General features: G+C 65.7%; 18 protein-coding genes. 10 read left to right on the top strand and 8 right to left on the bottom strand.

Annotated elements, in window-relative coordinates; genetic code table 11:
• Position 1 precedes the first annotated feature (1 nt).
• Genes ABWV23_RS01920 through ABWV23_RS01900 form a run of 5 tightly spaced genes read left to right on the top strand, consistent with a single transcriptional unit; the run spans position 2 to position 5,098 of the window.
• Positions 2 to 1,180: a branched-chain amino acid ABC transporter permease gene (locus ABWV23_RS01920; protein ID WP_353344355.1), complete on the top strand. Its 1,179-nt coding sequence runs from the start codon at positions 2 to 4 to the stop codon at positions 1,178 to 1,180.
• Positions 1,177 to 1,953, top strand: a complete 777-nt coding sequence (locus ABWV23_RS01915; protein WP_353344353.1) for an ABC transporter ATP-binding protein — start codon at positions 1,177 to 1,179, stop codon at positions 1,951 to 1,953. The genes ABWV23_RS01920 and ABWV23_RS01915 overlap by 4 nt, the downstream gene beginning before the upstream one ends.
• Positions 1,953 to 2,660 (top strand): ABC transporter ATP-binding protein, encoded by a 708-nt coding sequence (locus tag ABWV23_RS01910; protein WP_353344351.1) that lies wholly within the window; start codon positions 1,953 to 1,955, stop codon positions 2,658 to 2,660. Before ABWV23_RS01915 ends, ABWV23_RS01910 begins: the two co-directional genes overlap by 1 nt.
• Positions 2,661 to 2,664: 4 nt before the next feature.
• The gene (locus tag ABWV23_RS01905) at positions 2,665 to 3,801 is read left to right on the top strand and encodes a M20 family metallopeptidase (protein WP_353344349.1); all 1,137 of its coding nucleotides are present in this window, start codon (positions 2,665 to 2,667) and stop codon (positions 3,799 to 3,801) included.
• Between the two features lie 4 nt (positions 3,802 to 3,805).
• Positions 3,806 to 5,098, top strand: coding sequence for an amidase (locus ABWV23_RS01900; protein WP_353344347.1), 1,293 nt, complete (start codon positions 3,806 to 3,808; stop codon positions 5,096 to 5,098).
• A 23-nt stretch (positions 5,099 to 5,121) separates the two neighbouring features.
• On the opposite strand, the gene ABWV23_RS01895 is transcribed toward ABWV23_RS01900, so the two are convergent.
• Together ABWV23_RS01895 and ABWV23_RS01890 are read right to left on the bottom strand one after the other, a co-directional pair.
• Entirely contained in the window at positions 5,122 to 5,670 is a 549-nt protein-coding gene (locus ABWV23_RS01895) for an antibiotic biosynthesis monooxygenase (RefSeq protein WP_353344345.1), read from the bottom strand.
• A gap of 136 nt (positions 5,671 to 5,806) precedes the next feature.
• On the bottom strand, positions 5,807 to 6,181 hold the full coding sequence (locus ABWV23_RS01890; protein WP_353344343.1) for a hypothetical protein: 375 nt from the start codon (positions 6,179 to 6,181) through the stop codon (positions 5,807 to 5,809).
• Between the two features lie 191 nt (positions 6,182 to 6,372).
• Here ABWV23_RS01890 and ABWV23_RS01885 point away from each other — a divergent pair, with 191 nt between their 5' ends.
• The 3 genes from ABWV23_RS01885 to ABWV23_RS01875 are packed head-to-tail and all read left to right on the top strand — an operon-like array spanning position 6,373 to position 9,515.
• Complete coding sequence (locus ABWV23_RS01885; protein WP_353344341.1) at positions 6,373 to 6,867, top strand: TRAP transporter small permease subunit; 495 nt, start codon at positions 6,373 to 6,375, stop codon at positions 6,865 to 6,867.
• Entirely contained in the window at positions 6,864 to 8,420 is a 1,557-nt protein-coding gene (locus ABWV23_RS01880; RefSeq protein ID WP_353344339.1) for a TRAP transporter large permease, read from the top strand. The genes ABWV23_RS01885 and ABWV23_RS01880 overlap by 4 nt, the downstream gene beginning before the upstream one ends.
• A gap of 27 nt (positions 8,421 to 8,447) precedes the next feature.
• Positions 8,448 to 9,515, top strand: a complete 1,068-nt coding sequence (locus ABWV23_RS01875; protein WP_353344338.1) for a TRAP transporter substrate-binding protein — start codon at positions 8,448 to 8,450, stop codon at positions 9,513 to 9,515.
• A 99-nt stretch (positions 9,516 to 9,614) separates the two neighbouring features.
• Here ABWV23_RS01875 and ABWV23_RS01870 read toward each other — a convergent pair whose 3' ends face one another.
• The 6 genes from ABWV23_RS01870 to ABWV23_RS01845 form a co-directional block, all read right to left on the bottom strand.
• Complete coding sequence (locus ABWV23_RS01870) at positions 9,615 to 10,874, bottom strand: TRAP transporter large permease (RefSeq protein ID WP_353344336.1); 1,260 nt, start codon at positions 10,872 to 10,874, stop codon at positions 9,615 to 9,617.
• Positions 10,871 to 11,410: a TRAP transporter small permease gene (locus tag ABWV23_RS01865; RefSeq protein WP_353344334.1), complete on the bottom strand. Its 540-nt coding sequence runs from the start codon at positions 11,408 to 11,410 to the stop codon at positions 10,871 to 10,873. Before ABWV23_RS01865 ends, ABWV23_RS01870 begins: the two co-directional genes overlap by 4 nt.
• Before the next feature lie 68 nt (positions 11,411 to 11,478).
• Positions 11,479 to 12,456, bottom strand: coding sequence for a TRAP transporter substrate-binding protein (locus tag ABWV23_RS01860; RefSeq protein WP_353344332.1), 978 nt, complete (start codon positions 12,454 to 12,456; stop codon positions 11,479 to 11,481).
• Between the two features lie 45 nt (positions 12,457 to 12,501).
• A complete protein-coding gene (locus tag ABWV23_RS01855) occupies positions 12,502 to 13,065 on the bottom strand; it encodes a 3-hydroxyanthranilate 3,4-dioxygenase (RefSeq protein ID WP_353344330.1) in 564 nt (187 codons plus the stop codon).
• A gap of 128 nt (positions 13,066 to 13,193) precedes the next feature.
• The gene (locus tag ABWV23_RS01850; protein ID WP_353344328.1) at positions 13,194 to 14,081 is read right to left on the bottom strand and encodes an EamA family transporter; all 888 of its coding nucleotides are present in this window, start codon (positions 14,079 to 14,081) and stop codon (positions 13,194 to 13,196) included.
• A gap of 9 nt (positions 14,082 to 14,090) precedes the next feature.
• Positions 14,091 to 15,044, bottom strand: coding sequence for a dihydrodipicolinate synthase family protein (locus ABWV23_RS01845; protein WP_353344327.1), 954 nt, complete (start codon positions 15,042 to 15,044; stop codon positions 14,091 to 14,093).
• 178 nt (positions 15,045 to 15,222) lie between these two features.
• Between ABWV23_RS01845 and ABWV23_RS01840 the strand changes: the two genes are divergently transcribed.
• Both ABWV23_RS01840 and ABWV23_RS01835 read left to right on the top strand, forming a co-directional pair.
• The gene (locus tag ABWV23_RS01840; RefSeq protein ID WP_353344326.1) at positions 15,223 to 16,002 is read left to right on the top strand and encodes an aspartate dehydrogenase; all 780 of its coding nucleotides are present in this window, start codon (positions 15,223 to 15,225) and stop codon (positions 16,000 to 16,002) included.
• Positions 16,003 to 16,011: 9 nt separating this feature from the next.
• Positions 16,012 to 16,977 carry a LysR substrate-binding domain-containing protein gene (locus ABWV23_RS01835; RefSeq protein ID WP_353344324.1) on the top strand — a complete coding sequence of 322 codons (966 nt, stop codon included), beginning with the start codon at positions 16,012 to 16,014 and terminating at the stop codon, positions 16,975 to 16,977.
• Positions 16,978 to 17,027 lie beyond the last annotated feature (50 nt).

Here is a 17,027-nt window from a genome sequence, read left to right as displayed (position 1 = left end):
AATGACTGATCTTTCCCTCAATTCAACTGATCGACCGCGCCCCTGGCGGACCGGTGCGATCGTGATCCTGGCCGCCGGCGTTTACGGCTGGGCGCTGATCATGGCCGAGGAGACTTGGCAGGTGCTGGGGCTTCTGGTGCTGGCCCTCGTGGCGGTGCTCATCGGTTTCAAGACCGGCCAGGTCAAACAGGTGCACCAGGCTTGGGCGGGGTCCGAACCCCGGCTGAACCGGCTGGCCTTTGCGACGCTGATCGCGTTGATCCTGGCGCTCTCGCAGGAGCATTTCGCGCTGCTCATGGTGACGACGGTGCTGCTCTACTTCGTCGCGGCGATGGGGCTGAACATCCAGTTCGGCTTTGCCGGGATGGTGAACTTTGCCGGCGCGGCTTTTTTCGGTGCGGGCGCCTACACGGCGGCGGTTCTGGGCAATGTCACCGCCTTTCCGCCGCTGCTCACGCTGGTCGCGGGCGGACTTGTCGCGCTGGTGCTCAGCATCCCGCTGCTGGTGCCGATCGTGCGCACGACGGGGCATTATGCCGCCGTTGTGACCATCGCCTTCGGCGTGTTGTTCCGCACCTTCCTCGAGGTGAACGAGATCTTGGGCGGTCCGCAAGGGCTGATGGTGGCGCCGATGCGGCTGTTCGGCTGGGATTTCAACAATTCGCCCGTCATCGCGGGTTTCGAGATGTCGTTCTATGCCAATTACGCGCTGCTGGCGGCGGTGCTGGCGGCGCTGGTCTTTACCCTGCTGCGCCGGTTGGAGCGGAGCTGGATCGGGTTGCACATGGACGCGGTGCGCCTTGACGAGACGGCGGCCGCCTGTTTCGGCATCTCGATCAAGCGCACCAAGATCACCGCCTTTCTGATGGGCAACCTGATCCTCGGGGTGAGCGGCGCGCTTTACGGCATGATGATCTCGTTCATCGCACCGGCCTCCTTCGCCTTTTCGGACAGCCTGCTGATGGTGTCGATCGTCCTGCTGGGCGGGCTCGGCAGCCCCTGGGGCGCGGCGGTGGCGGCGACGATCGTGATCCTGCTGCCCGAAAAGCTGCAACTGCTGCAGGAATATCGGTTCCTGCTGTTCTCGGTCCTCGTGATCCTGGTGCTGCTGTTCCGGCCCGACGGGCTGTTGCCGCGACAGTTGCGGAACTTCTTTGCAAGCCGGAGGGCCGGGAAATGAGCCAACCTCTTCTGGAATTCCGCAGCCTGGTGAAACGCTTCGGCGGAGTGACGGCGCTTGACGATTTCTCGATGACCCTGTCGTCGGGAGAGATCCTCGGGCTGATTGGTCCGAACGGATCGGGCAAGACCACCAGCTTCAACGTGCTGACCGGGATCTACAAGGCGACCTCGGGGCAGGTGTTCTTCGAGGGGCGGGAGATCACCAACGCCCCGGCGCGCACCGTCTACGAGGCCGGGATCGTGCGCACGTTCCAGCGGTCGCGGCTCTGCCTGCCTCTGTCGATCTACGACAACATCATGATCGGCGACACGTCGCGGCTGGACCAGGGGCTGTGGTCGAACCTGATCGCGCGCGGCGGGTTGAACAAGCAACTCGACACCTCCTATCGGCTGGCGCGCGAGCTGGTGGGCACCTTCTCGGGCCATCTGGCCGACCGGATGGACCAGCCGGTGGGCGCCCTGCCGATGATCGAACGGCGCCGGATCGAGATCTGCCGGGCGCTGATCTCGGGGCCGCGGCTGTTGTTGCTCGACGAGCCCTCGGCCGGGATGACCCATGACGAGACGCATCAGTTGATGGACGACATCCTTGCCGTGCGCGCCCGGGGCGAGGGGCTGTCGATCATCATCGTGGAACACGAGATGGGGGTGATCGAACGGATCACCGATCGCTGTTGCGTGCTGAGCTACGGGCGCAAGATCGCCGAGGGAACCTATGCCGAGGTGGCGGCGGACCCCGAAGTGCAGAACGCCTATCTGGGAGCGGATTGATGGCTGGAATCGAAATTCGCGGGCTGCGCGTGGCCTATGACAAGGCCGACGTGCTGCATGATGTCTCGCTCACGGTGGAGCCGGGCAGGATCACCTGCCTGCTCGGTTCGAACGGCGCCGGGAAATCGACGCTGATCCGGGCCATCCTCGGGCTGACCCCGCCGCATACCGGGCAGATCCTGCTCGACGGCGAAGAGATCACCGGCCTCGCGCCGCACAAGGTCGTCGCCCGCGGCATCGCGGCGATCCCCGAGGGACGGCGCATGTTCCCCAAGATGACGGTCACCGAGAACCTGCGTCTCGGTGCCTTTCAGGTCACCGACGAGGCGTTGATCCGGCAACGGCTGGCGCGGGTGTTTGACACCTTTCCCCGCCTGGCCGAACGGCGCGACCAACTGGCCGGGACGATGTCGGGGGGCGAACAGGCGATGGTGTCGATCGGACGCGGTTTGATGGGCGGGCCGAAGATCCTGCTGATCGACGAACCTTCGCTTGGCCTGTCGCCGCTCTACGTCAAGGAGAACTTCCGCATCATCAAGGACATCCGTGAACAGGGCATCACCGTGTTCCTGGTCGAACAGAACGTGCGGCAGACGCTGGCGATCTCGGATTACGGCTATGTCCTGTCCGGGGGAAAACTGGTGGCGCAGGGCGCGGCGGCAGAGCTGTCGCAGGATACCGCCGTGCATGAAGCCTACTTTGGATGATGCAATGACTGATATGAGGTCCGACAAGATGCCCGGTAACATGACCGTCACCGACCTGACCCGGCGTTTGATCGCCTTCGACACGGTCAATCCGCCGGGGAACGAACAGCCGGCGATGGAATACTGCGCCGAGTTGCTGACGGCGGGCGGGTTCGACTGCCGGCTGGTGCCGCAGGGGGAGGGGCGCTGCAACCTCGTCGCCACGCGCGGCATCGGCACCGGGCGGGCGTTGGGGTTCACCGGGCATCTCGACACGGTTCCGCTTGGGGGCGCCGCGTGGCGCCATCCGGCCCATGCGGGCGTCATCGAGGACGGGCGGCTGTATGGCCGGGGCAGCACCGACATGAAGGGGGGTGTCGCCGCCTTCATGATCGCCGCGCTGGACCAGGCGGACCCGCCGCCGGGCGGTGTCGCGCTGTTGATCACGGCGGGCGAAGAGTCCGGCAGCGACGGGGCGCGGCATTTGGCCGGGCTCGGGGGCCTGCCGCCGGTCGGTGCGCTGGTCGTGGCCGAACCCACCGCGAACCGGGCCGTGCCCGGGCACAAGGGCGCCTTGTGGCTGCGGCTGCGGTTCCACGGCGTGACGGCGCATGGGTCGATGCCGGAGCGTGGGGTGAACGCGGTAAGCTTGGCGGCACGGGCGCTGCCGCAGATCGAGGCGCTGGACCTTGGCGCGGCGCATCCGGTGATGGGCGCGCCGACGCTGAACATCGGCACGATCCGGGGCGGGCTGAACACCAACTCGGTGCCCGACCTTTGCGAGGTGACGCTCGACCTGCGCTCGGTTCCCGGGGTGGATCATGCCGGGCTGATCGCCGCGATCCGGTCCTGCCTGCCGCAGGATGCAGGGGTCGAGCCGCTGATCGACCTGCCCGCGGTCTGGACTGACCCCGAGACCCCTTGGCTGGCGGAGATCACCCGCGAAAGCGCCGTGATCTCTCAGGCCGAGACGGAGCCGATGGCGATGAGCTATTTCACCGACGCCTCGATTTTCACGCCGGCGCTGGACGGGGTGCCGACGGTCGTTCTCGGGCCGGGACAACCCGAGATGGCGCACAAGACGGATGAATACGTCCGGGTCGCCCGTCTCGAAGAAGCGGTGGCGATCTATCGTGGGGCGTTGGAGCGGTGGAAAGGCTGACAGGATGAAAGACCAGGACCACGATCTGCCGGGCGCGCTTGAAACCGCCCGGGCGATTGCCGAGGGGCGCATGACCGCCGAGGCCGCCACGCGCGCGCGCCTTGAACGCTGCGCCGAACGAGAGGATGAGATCGGCGCCTGGGTGCAGCTCGATGCCGAGGGCGCGCTGGCAACCGCCCGGGCGCTCGACGCCGGGCCGGTGCGTGGCCCGCTGCATGGCGTGGCGATGGGGGTCAAGGACATCTTCGCGGTCCGCGATCTGCCGTGGCGCAGCGGCTCGCCGATCTGGCGCGATCGCGTGGCCGGCTTCGATGCCGGGTCGGTGGCGCTGGCACGTCGCGCCGGCGCGGTGATCCTCGGCAAGACCGAGACGACCGAGTTCGCCGGCTACAAACCGTCGCGCACCCGCAACCCGGTGGTGCCGGGGGCGACGCCGGGGGGGTCCTCCTCGGGCTCGGCGGCGGCGGTGGCCGCCGGGATGGTGCCGCTGGCGCTGGGAACACAGACCTCGGGCTCGGTGATCCGTCCGGCCGCCTTTTGCGGCGTGGTGGGCTTCAAACCCTCGTTCGACCTGATCGAAACCGGTGGCATCAGCGTGTTCGCCCGCAGCTTCGATACCGTTGGCGTCTTTGCGCGCACGGTGCCCGATGCCGCGCTGGGGGCAGAGGCCCTGACCGGGCTGGCCCTGCAACCGCTGTCCCCCGAGCTGTCGGCGCTGTCGATCTTTCGCAGCCCGGTCTGGGAGAGCGCGACGCCGGCGATGCAGGCGGCCTGGGCAGAGTTCGAGGACCAGCTTGGCAAGGCCGCACCGCTCGCTCGCGCGCCGTTCTCACCGGGGTTTGTTGAGGCGATGGCGGGCATCCCGGAACTTCACGCGCGGCTGATGGCGGTAGAAGCCTCCGAAGCCTTGAGCCACGAGATGGCGATTGCGCCCGAGTTGCTGTCGCAGGGGTTGCGCGAACAGATCGAGAGCGGTGCTGCGCAACCGCCGGAACTGCGTCTTGCCGACCGGCTGAACATGACCGATCTGCGCCTGCGCGCGATGGATGAGACGCGGGCAGGGGACGTCTGGCTGACTCCGGCCACCACCGGCGTCGCCCCCCCGTCCGAAAGCGGTACCGGCGATCCGATCTTCAACCGGATCTGGTCGCTGCTCGGGTTTCCCTGCTGCACCGTGCCGATCCTGCGCGACGCGCAAGACCGGCCAATGGGTGTGCAAGTGATCGGCCGTCACGGGGACGATCGCGCGGTCCTGTCGGTGGCGCATTGGCTGATGGAGCGGTTTGGCGGGGCGTGAGCCGCAGACCGCGCCCGCCGTTTTCATTTGCGGTCCAGCCGGGCCTTGAGGCGCGTCAGCACGATGCTGGACCAGGGCAGCAGCATGTAACTGATCAGCGGGACGATCAGCGTGGTCATCACGACGCTGCGCCAGAACGGGCCGGTGCCCTCGGGCAGCACGAGGTCAACCGGATAGCGCAGCGCCGTGCCCAGAAGCAGGATCCATGCAATCAGGATGACGACGGTCTCGGCCTTGCTGATGTGCGCGGCGGGGTGGGCCAGCAGCCGCAGGTCCTGGAACCGGCTGTTGGTGGCATCGTCCATCGAAAGCCGGTCCAGATCGGTGACAAAGGCCTTGCGCAGCGCAGAGGTCTCCCACCGGTCAAGGTTGTCCTGGGTGTCAAAGGAAATGACCGTCACCAACTCGCAATCGTCCCGTTTGGGGGTGATGCTGTTTTGCAGGCCGATGAACCCCGGCTGATCGGCCGAGGCCTGCTGGATGCTGCGGATCGAGGTTTCGATGTCATCCGCGTGGTCCGGGTGGAACCGCCGAACGATGACCGAGAGCACGGGCCGTGTTTTCCGCGTCATTCCGCGTCATCCTTTCCTTGACGGAACCGGGGATCGGGTCGGCTGGCCGATTGCGGGAGTCAATCGGCCAGCCGGCACCGCCCCCACCTGCGGTTGCCGGAAACGGGCCGCAGCTAGGGGACGGGAGAATGCGCGCTCAGATCGGCGCGTCGTGGTTTGTGGCGCCAAGCTCGGCAATGCGGCTGGCGAAATCGCCGAAGTCCTCGACCGACAGCACCTCGCCCGCATCCCATGGAATCTGGGTGATCACCTCGGACTCCGGTGCGGGGCCAAGATCGTCGCTCAGCCGGTTGACCATGTCGAACAGGGCGCAGGCCATGGAAATCTGCTCGATTTCCGACGCCGAGAAGATCTCCTTCAACGTGGCCTGCGGGGCAAGAGGGGTGCAATGCGGGGGCAGAGGGCGTCGCAGCCGGGCAATCCGGTGCAGCGACGGTTCCGACACTTCGGCAATCCGCCGGGCGGTTCCGCTGGCCTCTGCGCGGCGCGATCCGGTCGATCCTTTCGGCATGATGGTCCTCCCATTCCTTGACGAAACAGCCTAGCGGTGCGCGGGGCCAGCCAGAAACCATTGTTTCTCATGACAGGCATCAGGTTCGGTGATGGCCCGCTCCTGACACGTCAACCCATGAGGAGATCAGTGTGGTCAATCGGGCCTCTTGGTGCTAGGCCACACGCGAACAGCCAGCGAGGGGGGCAGCATTGCGCGCGATTTTCCTGTCGACTTGTCAGGTGCTTGACCGGATCACCGCCGGTCTGTGTGCCGTTGCCTGCGTGGTTCTGGCCGGCGCGGTACTGGGCACCGTGATCCTGCGCTTCGGGTTCGATACCGGCTTCATCCAGTTGCAGAACCTCGCCGGCTACGCCTTTGCGATCCTGATGATCCTGTCTCTGCCCTATTGCCTGCGCCGGGCGGGGCACGTGCGCGTCGAGGTCCTGTCGGAACGGCTGCCCGACGGGTATCTGCGGATCGCGGACAGCGTCGCGCTGGTGGTGTTCCTGGTGCCGGTGTTCGGTCTGCTGGCCTGGGCATGGATGCCCGATCTGATCTATAGTTGGTCGATCCGCGAGGGCTCGATCGAAACTGGCGGGCTGGGCGGGGTGTTCCTGGTCAAGACCGCCGTTCCGCTCAGCGGCGTGCTGATGATCCTGCAGGGGATCGCGGTGCTGCTCGACCCGAAAGAGGGCGCGGCATGATCACCGATGAACTGTTCCTGGCGGGCATGATCCTGGGCCTGTTCGCGGGTATTCTCAGCGGCATTCCGGCCATGCTGGCGATCGCGGGCGTGCCGCTGTTGACGGCGGTGATCGGGGCCTTGGTGGGCGCCTTTGACTTGGGCTTTCTCAATTTCTTTCCGGCGCGGGTCTACGGCGCGATGTCCAATCCGCTGCTGATGGCGGTGCCGCTCTTCGTGCTGATGGGGGTTCTGCTCGAGCGGTCGCGGCTGGCCGAATCCATGCTGGAGGTTCTTGGCCGGATGCTGGGCGGATCGACGCGGGGGATGGCGCTGTCGGTCCTGGTGTTTTCCGCGATCATTGCCGCCTCCACCGGGATCGTGGGGGCGACGGTGGTGATGCTGGTGCTGATCAGCCTGCCCGCGATGCTCGAGGCCGGTGTGCCCAAGCGGATGGCGACGGGCATCATCTGTGCCAGCGGCACCCTGGGCCAGATCATTCCGCCCTCGATCCTGCTGGTGCTGCTGGGCGACCAGATCGGCAACACCTATCTGGAGGCACAGCAAAAGGCGGGCAATTTCGCGCCTGATCCGGTGTCGGTGGGCGACCTCTTTGCCGGGGCGCTGCTGCCCGGCCTGGTGTTGGTGGGCCTGTACGCCCTGTATATCTTCGTCGGCCTGCGTTCGGCGGCCAAGGCCTCCGACGCCGCGCGCGCGACGGTCGTGGTCGCGCCGGTTGCCCTGCGCGAGGTTCTGTCCAGCTTTGCCCCGCCGCTCCTGCTCATCCTGGCGGTGCTTGGCTCGATCCTCGCAGGCATCGCCACCACCACCGAAGCGGCCGGCTTGGGGGCGATCGGTGCCCTGATGCTGGCGGCCTACCGGGGGGATCTGCCCGGTTTGCAACGCAAGCTGGTGTTGGCCGGTGTCCTGGCGGCCTTTGCGCTGATGGTGCTGCGGCTGTTCAGCGATGCCCGCAGCGAGGGCGCAGGGCTGGGCGGTCTTGCTGTCGCGCTGGCGGTCCTGCTGGTGCTCGGCGTCGGGGTCGCGGCCTGGCGGCTGTGGTCGGCCCGGTTGTTGCAGGGCGCGGTGGGCGACACGCTGCGGATTTCCGGCATGGTGTTCGGGATCGTGGTCGCCGCCTCGCTCCTGGCGCTGGTGTTCCGTGGCTTTGGCGGCGACGACATCGTGATGGCCGCGATGGAGGGCCTGCCGGGCGGTGAATGGGGCGCGCTTGCCGCGGTCATGCTGGTGGTGTTCCTGCTGGGCTTCGTGCTCGAGGCGGTCGAGATCATCTATATCGTCGTGCCGCTTCTGGGTCCGGCCCTGCTGGGTGGCGACATCTCTCCGGTCTGGTTCGGCGTGCTGCTGGCGATGAACCTGCAGACCAGCTTCCTGACGCCGCCATTCGGATTCGCCCTGTTCTATTTTCGCTCGACCGCGCCGCGCCACATCACCACCACGGACATCTATGTCGGAGTCGCGCCCTTCGTGGTGCTGCAACTTGTCGGGCTGGGCCTGTTGATTGCCTTCCCGGCACTGGCAACCTGGCTACCGCAAATGGTATTCGGAAGATAAGATTTACTTGTAGGAGGACAACATCACATGAAACGCAGAACCTTTCTCGCGTCGGGGGCGGGGATCGCCGCCGCCGCGACGACCCTGAGCAGCCCCGCGATCGCGCAGGGCAAGATCGAATGGAACCTGCCGACGGCCTTTCCCAAGAACGCGCCGGGGGTTGGGTCCAACGTCCGCAACTTTGCCGCCAAGGTCGCGGCCATGTCCGACGGACAGCTGACCTTCAAGGTCTTCGGCGGTGGCGAGCTGGTGCCGCCCTTTGCGGTCGAGGATGCGGTGCAACAGGGCAATGCGCCGGTGGGGCACGGCCCGACCTACTACGCCGCCGGCAAGAACCCGGCGCTGCACTGGTTCACCGCCGTGCCGTTTGGCATGACCTCGTCAGAGCACGTTGCCTGGCTGAAATACGGTGGCGGGCAGGAGATCTGGGACGACATCTATGCCCAGCGGGGGCTCAAGCCGTTCTACAGCGGCAACTCCAACACCCAGTCGGCGGGTTGGTTCAAGCGCGAGATCAACACGCTTGACGATCTCAAGGGGCTGAACATGCGCATCGCCGGACTAGGCGGTGAAGTGTTCCGCAAGCTGGGCGTGAACGCCGTGCTGATGCCGCCGCCGGAAATCTTCCAATCGCTGCAATCCGGGGCCATCGACGCCGCCGAATGGGTCGGCCCGATGCTGGACCAGGCGTTCGGCCTGCAGAAGGTCACCAAGCTGTGCTACCTGCCCGCCCTGACCGAGCCGGGCGCCGGGCTGGCCATCGTGTTCAACCAGGACGCCTGGAACGAACTGCCCGCAAATCTGCAGAGCATCTGTGAGAACGCGGCCCATGCCGCCGCGCTGGAAAGCCACGCGGAGTTCGATTTCTACAACGCCCAGGCGATGGCCGCGCTGCGCGCCGACGGGGTCGATTTCCGGTCGTTCAACGACGAGATCATCGCGGCGATGCGCGAGGCTTGGGGGCAGGTGCAGGACGAGCTGACGCAGGCAAATCCAGACGTCGCCCGGGTGCGCGAAAGCTACGATCCCTACCTGGCGCAGGCCCAGGATTACGCCAGCTCGATGACCCTGCCGATGCTGGCCGGTCGCGGCTGAGACGCGATACAGGATGCGGCGGCGCCACGTCGCCGCATCCATCGACCCCGATCCGGCGGGATAGGGGGGCTGCCCTGGTCCGCAGCGGTTCCGAAATCCTCAGATCAGCGCGGTCGAGAGCCAGGGGAACCGGCTGAGCAGGATCAGGATGACCGCGACCGCCAGCAGGAACGGCCAGAGCGATTTCAGGATGCGTCCGGAGGGCACGCCGCTCATCGAGGAGGTGATGTACAGCCCGACACCGACCGGCGGCGTCAGCAGCCCCAGCACCAGGTTGAGGCACATCACCACGCCGAACTGATAGGGGCTGATGTCATAGTCGTTCATCGCGATCGGCAGCAGGATCGGCGAGATCAGGATGACCGCGGCGATCCCGTCGATCAACATGCCGACGAACAGCAGGACCAGGTTGACGATCAGCAGGAACAGGAACGGGTCGCTGGTGACCGAGGTGATCAGCGCGGCGAGCTTCTGCGGCAGCGCCTCGTAGATGATCACCCACCCGAACACGTTGGCTGCCGCGATCATGAACACGATCATCGAGGCATTCACCGCCGTCCGCTTGAAGATCGAGAACAGCGATCCGGGCTTCAACTCGCCATAGATCAACCAGCCGACCAGAAAGGCGATGAGCGAGGCGATGGCGGCGCTTTCGGTGGGCGTGGCGATGCCGAACAGGATGCCGCCGATGATCGCCAGCGGGATCAGCGCGGCAGGCAGACAGAACAGCAGCGCCGAAAACGCCTCTCTCCTGGTGAACCAGGCGCCCTTGGGAAACCCCGAGGCCAGCCCGATGACAAAGACCACGCCGCCAAAGGCAGCGGCCATCAGCAGGCCGGGCAGGATGCCCGCCAGAAACATGTCGCCGATCGGGATCTGCGCCAGCACGCCGTAGATCACGAACATCATCGAGGGCGGGATCACCGGCGCCAGCAGCCCGCCGGCGGCCGTGGTGGCAGCGGCAAAGCCGACGTCATAGCCCTCTTTCTCCATCTCCGGCGTCATGGCGCGCGCCATCACCGAGATCTGCGCCGTGGCCGAGCCGATGATCGCGGCCATGAACATGTTGGCCAGCAGGTTGATATAGGCCAGCCCGCCCCGGAACCCGCCGACGAACACCCGCGCGGCGTTGATCAGCCGCCGGGTCATGCCGCCCTCGTTCATCATCTCGCCGGTCAGCATGAACAGCGGAATGGCCAGCAGGCCATAGTTTTCCAGCCCGGCGAACATTTTTTGCGCGAAACTGTCGTAAAGGACCGTGTTGCCGCTTTCCCAGATGTACCAGATCGCGGTCAGCGCAAGCACCAGCGGCACCGGAACCGCGATCATGAGCATGATGGCAAAGGTGATTGGTGTCACGCTTGGTCCCCCTTGGCGGTCTGGTTCTGGCCCAGAAGATTGGCCAGCGCGTGCAGGGTGGCGCCCAGCGCAAAGGCCCACATCACCAACCAGACCCAGAATTTCGGAACCCCGAGGGTCGTGGTCGGTTCCGCGTAGACGAAGTTGAATGTCGCGCCCTGAAACGCCTGCGTGTCCCAGCCGTGGTGCGCCAGCTCGAGCGGCAGGAACCAGCGCCAGCAGAACCAGACCATGAACAGCGCAAAGACAAGGACGATCCCGTCCACCAGCTTGGCCGCGATCCGGCGCAGACCCGGCCCGAGCCAGTCGGTCAGCACCGTGACGGCGACAGTGTGCCCGTAATGCAGCCCCGCCGAAGCGCCGAGAAAGGTCATCCAGGCCATGGCGTAGATCGCCAGTTCATCGACCCAGAACTGCGCCGCGCCGATGCTGCGGGTAACGACGTTGAGCAGGATCAGCCCGGTGACGGAAACGGCGCAAACCGCGGCCAGCGCCAGTTCGATACGCGCCCAATGCGCCGAGATGCGTCCGATCAATTGGCCTCTCCCTGCTCATGATAAGGCGCGCGTGGAGCCACGCGCGCCCTTTTCCGGTTTTCTACCGATCAGTTGGCGGTTTCTGCCGCGACCTTGCGCAGGGCGTCAAGCGAAGGTGCGCGCTCGGACCAGATCCCGTTCCATTCGGCGACGGCATCGGCAAAGAAATCCTCGTCCACCTCGACATAGGTGCGGCCGGTGTCGCGCACCTGCTCCAGCCAGATCGGGTCTTTCTCGATGTAGGTGTCGATGGTGCTGTCCACGTGGCGCGCCATCAATTCTCCGATCATGCTGCGGTCCTCTTCCGACAGGCCGGCCCAGACCCGCCCGGACACCAGCCCCACCATCGGGAACATCATGTGGTCGGATTGCAGGACGGTCTCGGAGAACTCATAGTACTTGAGCAGCCAGATCAGCTCGGAATCCATGTCGATGGCATCGACCTGGCCATTGGCCAGCGCGTCGTAGACATCCGGCAGCGGCATCGGGGTCGGGGCGGCGCCGATGGCGTTGTAGAAATCGAGGTTCGCCTCGAATGGCGTGATCCGCAGTTTCAGGCCGGCAAGATCCTCGACAGAGGTGATCGGCTTGCTGCTGACGATCTGGCGCAGGCCCGCCATGCCATAGCCGGTCCCGACCACACCGGCGGTCGCCGGCAGTTGCGCCAGCATCGCCTTGGCGGTGTCGCTGCGCAGGATGCGGCCGGCATGGGCGATGTCATTGGCCAGGAAGGGGGCGTAGAGCGCGCCGAAATCCGTCGCGCGGTTCGACACTTCGGCCACCGTCATGAAGGCCATGTCGAGCGCGCCGGTCTGCAATTGCTGCAGCATCTCGGCCTCGTTGCCGAGCTGGCGCGCCGGGAACACCGTCACGCTGTGGGCACCGCCGCTGGCCTCGGCCAGGTCGGCGCCAAAGGCTTCGGCGGCCTTGGTCCAGATATGCGGCGGCGGCGTGATGAGGCCCAGGCGGAATTCCTCCGCGAGCGCGGGGAGGGCTGAGGCGACGACGAGTGCGGCGCCGGCAAGGGCCTTGCTGATGGTCTTCATTGTTTGGTTCCCTGTTTTGTTACTGTTGATTTTACTGGTCTTGGTTCAGATTTGAACCCACCCCTCGGGCGGTTTGCCCTTGCCGGGGTGCAATTCGCCGCAGTTCGGGCAGGTACGCGCCTCGACGCTGTTGTGAAAGGCGTCGTAGATCTTGGGCAGCGCGGTAACGATCCCCTCGGGGCCGTCAAGGGTGACCTCCTTGCGGTACACCAGCCCCTCGCAGTTGAAGCAGTACCACTCGAACCCCTCTTTCATGCCCGGCTGGCGCGGCGCCTCGACGACGATTCCGATCGAGCCCTCCTGCGGGCGTTGCGGCGCGTGGCGCACATGCGGCGGCAGCAAGAACACCTCGCCCTCGCGGACCGGTACGTCGTAGATCTTGCCGCCATCGGCGATCTTCAGCATCATGTCGCCCTTTTGCTGAAAGAACCATTCCTCGACCGGGTCGTCGTGGAAATCCATCCGCGTGTTCGGGCCGCCCACAACCATCACGATCATGTCGCCTTCCGTGTGCAGCAACTTGTTGCCCACCGGCGGACGCAGCTTGTCGGCGTTTTCCTCCACCCACTTGTGAAAGTTGAAGGGCTTCAAAGTCGGGTGCTGGGTCATGATCACCTCCGGTTGGGGCCGCTGTTTCGGGGGTTGGGGCGGCTTTTGAGGGCAAAGGTTATGAGAATTTGTGCTAAGGAAATATTTGTTTCTAAGAAACTGGGTATATATTTTTCCGATACCCGGAGTCAGCCCTGGAACAGCAGGGCGGTGCCGGCCATCGCAAGCAGGGCGGCGATGACAAGTCGTGTGATCGCAACGGTTTCGCCACGGGTCACCGCCAGGATAATCAGGGCGGAGAACACCACCTCCAGTGTTCCCAGCATCGCGACCGAGACCACCGGGGCGGCCTTGAGCGCGAAGAACTGCAACAGTTGCCCGGCACTCAGCGCCAGCGCCGTCAGCCAGTGTCCGGCGCGGCGATCGACGGTCACGAAAGCAAGCCCGCCTTCGAGGCCCCTGCGGAGCACCGCCGCCCCCAGGACCCAGGCCCCGCCAACCAGGGCGCCGATACAGGTGCCAAGCGCGGCATCCGGTGCAAAATCCAGTCCGAGTCCGCGCAGCGTATAGGCCAGCGCATAGGCCAGCGGCGACAGGATGCCCAGCAACAGCCCCGCCGCCGGGGCTGCCGTCACCGTCCCGGGCGACGGGCGCATGTAGAACAGAACCCCCGCCAGCACGAGCCCGCCACCGGCGAGCGTCGGCAGTCCCGGCACCTCGCCCAGAACGAGGAAGGCGCAGGGCAGGGAAAAAAGGGGAGTCAGCCGGCGCAGCAGACCGGCGCGCACCGCGCCGATCCGCTCGGTCGCGCGATACATCGACTGCCGGCCGATCACGTTCGAGGCCACCCCGGCAAGGGCAAAGATGGCAAGGCCCATGCCCGCCGACGGTGTCAACAGCGCCGCGATCTCGACCGTGCCCCAGCCGAGCCAGAGCGCGCAGGACAGCAGCGCGGTGAGCACGACGGAGAGAAAGACGCCGTTGTCGCCCCTTGCCGTCGCCTTGCTCTGCACAATGGACACCCCGGCCACGCCGTAGGCGAGGGCGGCAAACACGGCGAGGAGCTCTCCACTCATCCCGGCGGATCAGAGTTGCAGGCCGCAATCCTCGAAGGCGGCGCTGGTCGCGGCCTTTTCCGTTTCGGTCAGTTCCAGCATCGGATGACGCACGCGCCCGCCGACCTGGCCCAGAAGCTCCTGCCAGTACTTGCCATGCGCCGTGGGTTTGCCGCCCGGCTTGGTATCGCGGATCGCGGCGCGCACCGGTTCCAGGCTGTCGCGCACCCGGCGCGCGGCCTCGAACTTCCCGGCAAAGGCCAGCTCGGTGTACTCATGCATCCGCAGATCGTTTTTCGTTTGCAGTTGGTAGGGCGGCGAAGAACAGAGGTAGAGCTGCCAGCCCAGTTCTTCGATGTTGTCGAGCCATTCGGCCTCGGCCGAGGTGGACACCAGGATCTTGTCGCCGACCATTCGCGTCAGCCGGGCATACATCTCGCGCGGGACCGAATACTTGATCGCCATGATGTTGGGCAATTCCGAGATCCGCGCGCAGGTTTCCGGCTCCATCAGGTAGCCGCTGTCGGGGTGGCTCCACATGGCGATGCCGATGTCGAGCCGATCGCACAAATACTTGTAGTAATTGTACAGAACCTCGTCGCGGTCGTGGCAAAAGCTGAGCATCGGCGCATGCACGACGACGTAGTCGGCGCCGCAGTCCTGCGCGTGGCGGCCCAGCTCAAGCACTGTGTCGACGTTCTGGTCCGAGATCGACATGATGGTGCCGGCCTTGTCGCCGCATTCCTCGACGGCGATGGTCATGTTGCGCTTGCGCTCTTCCAGCGACATCGACCAGAACTCGCCCTGCTTGCCGGCGATGAACAGGCCCTGGATGCCCAGGTCGTCGATCCAGTGACGGATGTTGCTGCGCAGCCCGGCCTCGTCCAGTTTCAACTGGTCGTCAAACGGGTTGAGGGCCGCGGCCCAGATGCCGCGCATGGTTTCGCGGGCATGGGCTTTGGCGTCGGTCTTGGAATATTTCATCGGCTGGGCTCCGTCGCGGGCGGGGGGCGAATGACGCGGCTCGCGTCGTTCTTTGGCGGCCACTAAGCCAGCCTTGGCCGGTCGAAACCAACCGCATTCCGGGAAACTGGGTATCCAAAATTTTGATATCAGGCCCTTGGCAATTTCGGATACTAGAGTTTCAATGCAGGAGGCTGGCATGAAGATCGGGATCATCGGCGCAGGCGCCATCGGACAGTATGTGGCGGACCGCCTGGCCGAACGCGAGCTTGGCCCGCATGTCGTTCTGGTCCGCTCCGATCCGGCGGGCGGGGTCATGGAGGGTGTTCCGCGCGTCCGATCGGTGGATGATCTGCCCGAAGGGATGTCCGTGATGGTCGATTGTGCCGGCCACGCGGGTCTGGCCGCACATGGCTGCGCGATTCTGGAGCGCGGGATCGGGTTGATCACCGTCTCGCTCGGGGCGCTGGCCGATCCTGACCTTGCCGACGCGCTCGCAGATGCGGCGCGCAGGGGCAGGGCGCAACTCCACCTTGCCAGCGGCGCCATCGGCGCGCTCGACACCCTGCAGGCCGCGCGGGTCGGGGGGCTGGACGCGGTGACCTACATCGGCCGCAAACCACCGCTTGGCTGGCGCGGATCGCCCGCCGAGCAGCAGCTTGACCTCGATACGCTTTCGGCCGCTGCGGTCCATTTCGAGGGCACCGCGCGCGAGGCCGCCATCGCCTATCCCAAGAATGCAAATGTCGCCGCCGCCGTCGCCTTGGCGGGGGCCGGTTTCGATGCGACGCGGGTGCAACTGATCGCCGACCCCGTAGTCACCGCCAATATCCATGAGATCCACGCCACAGGGGCCTTTGGCGGGTTTACCTTCCGGATCGAGGGCAAGACGCTGCCCGACAACCCGCGCAGTTCGGCCCTGGCCGCCATGAGCGCGATCGCGGCCATCGAGCGCCAGATCGCCCCCGTCACGATCTAAGGAGAGCCCATGGCCACCCGCCATACCCGCATCGTCGAACGCGCCATGACCCGGTTGAAGCTGCGCCAGTTGCGGCTCCTCGTCGCCGTGGGCCAGCACGGCAGCATCCAGAACGCCGCCCACGACCTGAGCATTTCCCAGCCGGCGGCGACCAAGATGATCCAGGACCTGGAACTTGATTTCGAGGTGAAGCTGTTTGACCGGACCAATCGCGGCGTGGTGCCGACGGTGTTCGGAGAGACGCTGATCCGCCACGGAAAACTGATCTTCGCGCAGGTCTCCAACGCCGCGCAGGAGCTCGAGGACCTGAACGAGGGCAACAGCGGCCGGGTCGTGGTCGGCACGCTTCTGGCCGCGTCCCCGTCGCTCTTGCCGATGGCGGTGGAACAGTTGTTGAAGGATCGCCCGAAGGTGGCGATCAAGATCGTCGAGGGCACCAACGAGGTTCTGATGCCCGGCCTGCTTTCGGGTGAGATCGACATGGTGGTGGGGCGGCTGCCCAGCCAGAGGCACCGCGAGAACATCACGCAGGAAAAGTTCTTTGATGAACGGATCCTCGCGGTGGCCGGCACCCAGCACCCGCTGGCAAAACGCTCGAATGTCTCCTTCGATCAGCTCAAACCCTTTGGCTGGATCCTGCCGCCGGTGGAAACCACCCTGCGCCGCCAGACCGAACAGTTCTTTATCCGGCAGGGCCAGTATGTGCCCGGCACCGCGATTGAATCGGTGTCCTACCTGGCCAACCGGTCGCTGTTGCGTACCCATGATTTCATCGGGTTGATGCCCGCGCATGTCGCCGCGCTCGACATCCAGAGCGGGCTGTTGGCCAGCATCGACTGGGTCGCGCCCTTCGGGGCCGGGCCGGTCGGGGTTTCCTATCGCGGCAAGCAAAGCCTGTCGCCCGCTGGCAGCACCTTTCTCGAGGCGCTGCACGCGGCGGCGAACCGGATCGGCGGCACGCCCCCGGCGAGCTGATATTCGTCTTTCCGATATCGGTATTTGTTCAATTCAGTTGTGGTGATGCC

Origin of the sequence: Aquicoccus sp. SU-CL01552 (assembly GCF_040365005.1) — a bacterium.
Lineage (GTDB): Bacteria > Pseudomonadota > Alphaproteobacteria > Rhodobacterales > Rhodobacteraceae > Antarcticimicrobium.
Note: the sequence above shows the minus strand (reverse complement) of the source record. Positions and strands in the feature narration are given on the sequence as shown.

Coding starts and splice junctions, on each gene's coding strand:
- ABWV23_RS01920 (WP_353344355.1), top strand. CDS start 2: ATGACTGATCTTTCCCTCAATTCAACTGATCGACCGCGCCCCTGGCGG.
- ABWV23_RS01915 (WP_353344353.1), top strand. CDS start 1,177: ATGAGCCAACCTCTTCTGGAATTCCGCAGCCTGGTGAAACGCTTCGGC.
- ABWV23_RS01910 (WP_353344351.1), top strand. CDS start 1,953: ATGGCTGGAATCGAAATTCGCGGGCTGCGCGTGGCCTATGACAAGGCC.
- ABWV23_RS01905 (WP_353344349.1), top strand. CDS start 2,665: ATGACTGATATGAGGTCCGACAAGATGCCCGGTAACATGACCGTCACC.
- ABWV23_RS01900 (WP_353344347.1), top strand. CDS start 3,806: ATGAAAGACCAGGACCACGATCTGCCGGGCGCGCTTGAAACCGCCCGG.
- ABWV23_RS01895 (WP_353344345.1), bottom strand. CDS start 5,670: ATGACGCGGAAAACACGGCCCGTGCTCTCGGTCATCGTTCGGCGGTTC.
- ABWV23_RS01890 (WP_353344343.1), bottom strand. CDS start 6,181: ATGCCGAAAGGATCGACCGGATCGCGCCGCGCAGAGGCCAGCGGAACC.
- ABWV23_RS01880 (WP_353344339.1), top strand. CDS start 6,864: ATGATCACCGATGAACTGTTCCTGGCGGGCATGATCCTGGGCCTGTTC.
- ABWV23_RS01875 (WP_353344338.1), top strand. CDS start 8,448: ATGAAACGCAGAACCTTTCTCGCGTCGGGGGCGGGGATCGCCGCCGCC.
- ABWV23_RS01860 (WP_353344332.1), bottom strand. CDS start 12,456: ATGAAGACCATCAGCAAGGCCCTTGCCGGCGCCGCACTCGTCGTCGCC.
- ABWV23_RS01855 (WP_353344330.1), bottom strand. CDS start 13,065: ATGACCCAGCACCCGACTTTGAAGCCCTTCAACTTTCACAAGTGGGTG.
- ABWV23_RS01850 (WP_353344328.1), bottom strand. CDS start 14,081: ATGAGTGGAGAGCTCCTCGCCGTGTTTGCCGCCCTCGCCTACGGCGTG.
- ABWV23_RS01845 (WP_353344327.1), bottom strand. CDS start 15,044: ATGAAATATTCCAAGACCGACGCCAAAGCCCATGCCCGCGAAACCATG.
- ABWV23_RS01840 (WP_353344326.1), top strand. CDS start 15,223: ATGAAGATCGGGATCATCGGCGCAGGCGCCATCGGACAGTATGTGGCG.
- ABWV23_RS01835 (WP_353344324.1), top strand. CDS start 16,012: ATGGCCACCCGCCATACCCGCATCGTCGAACGCGCCATGACCCGGTTG.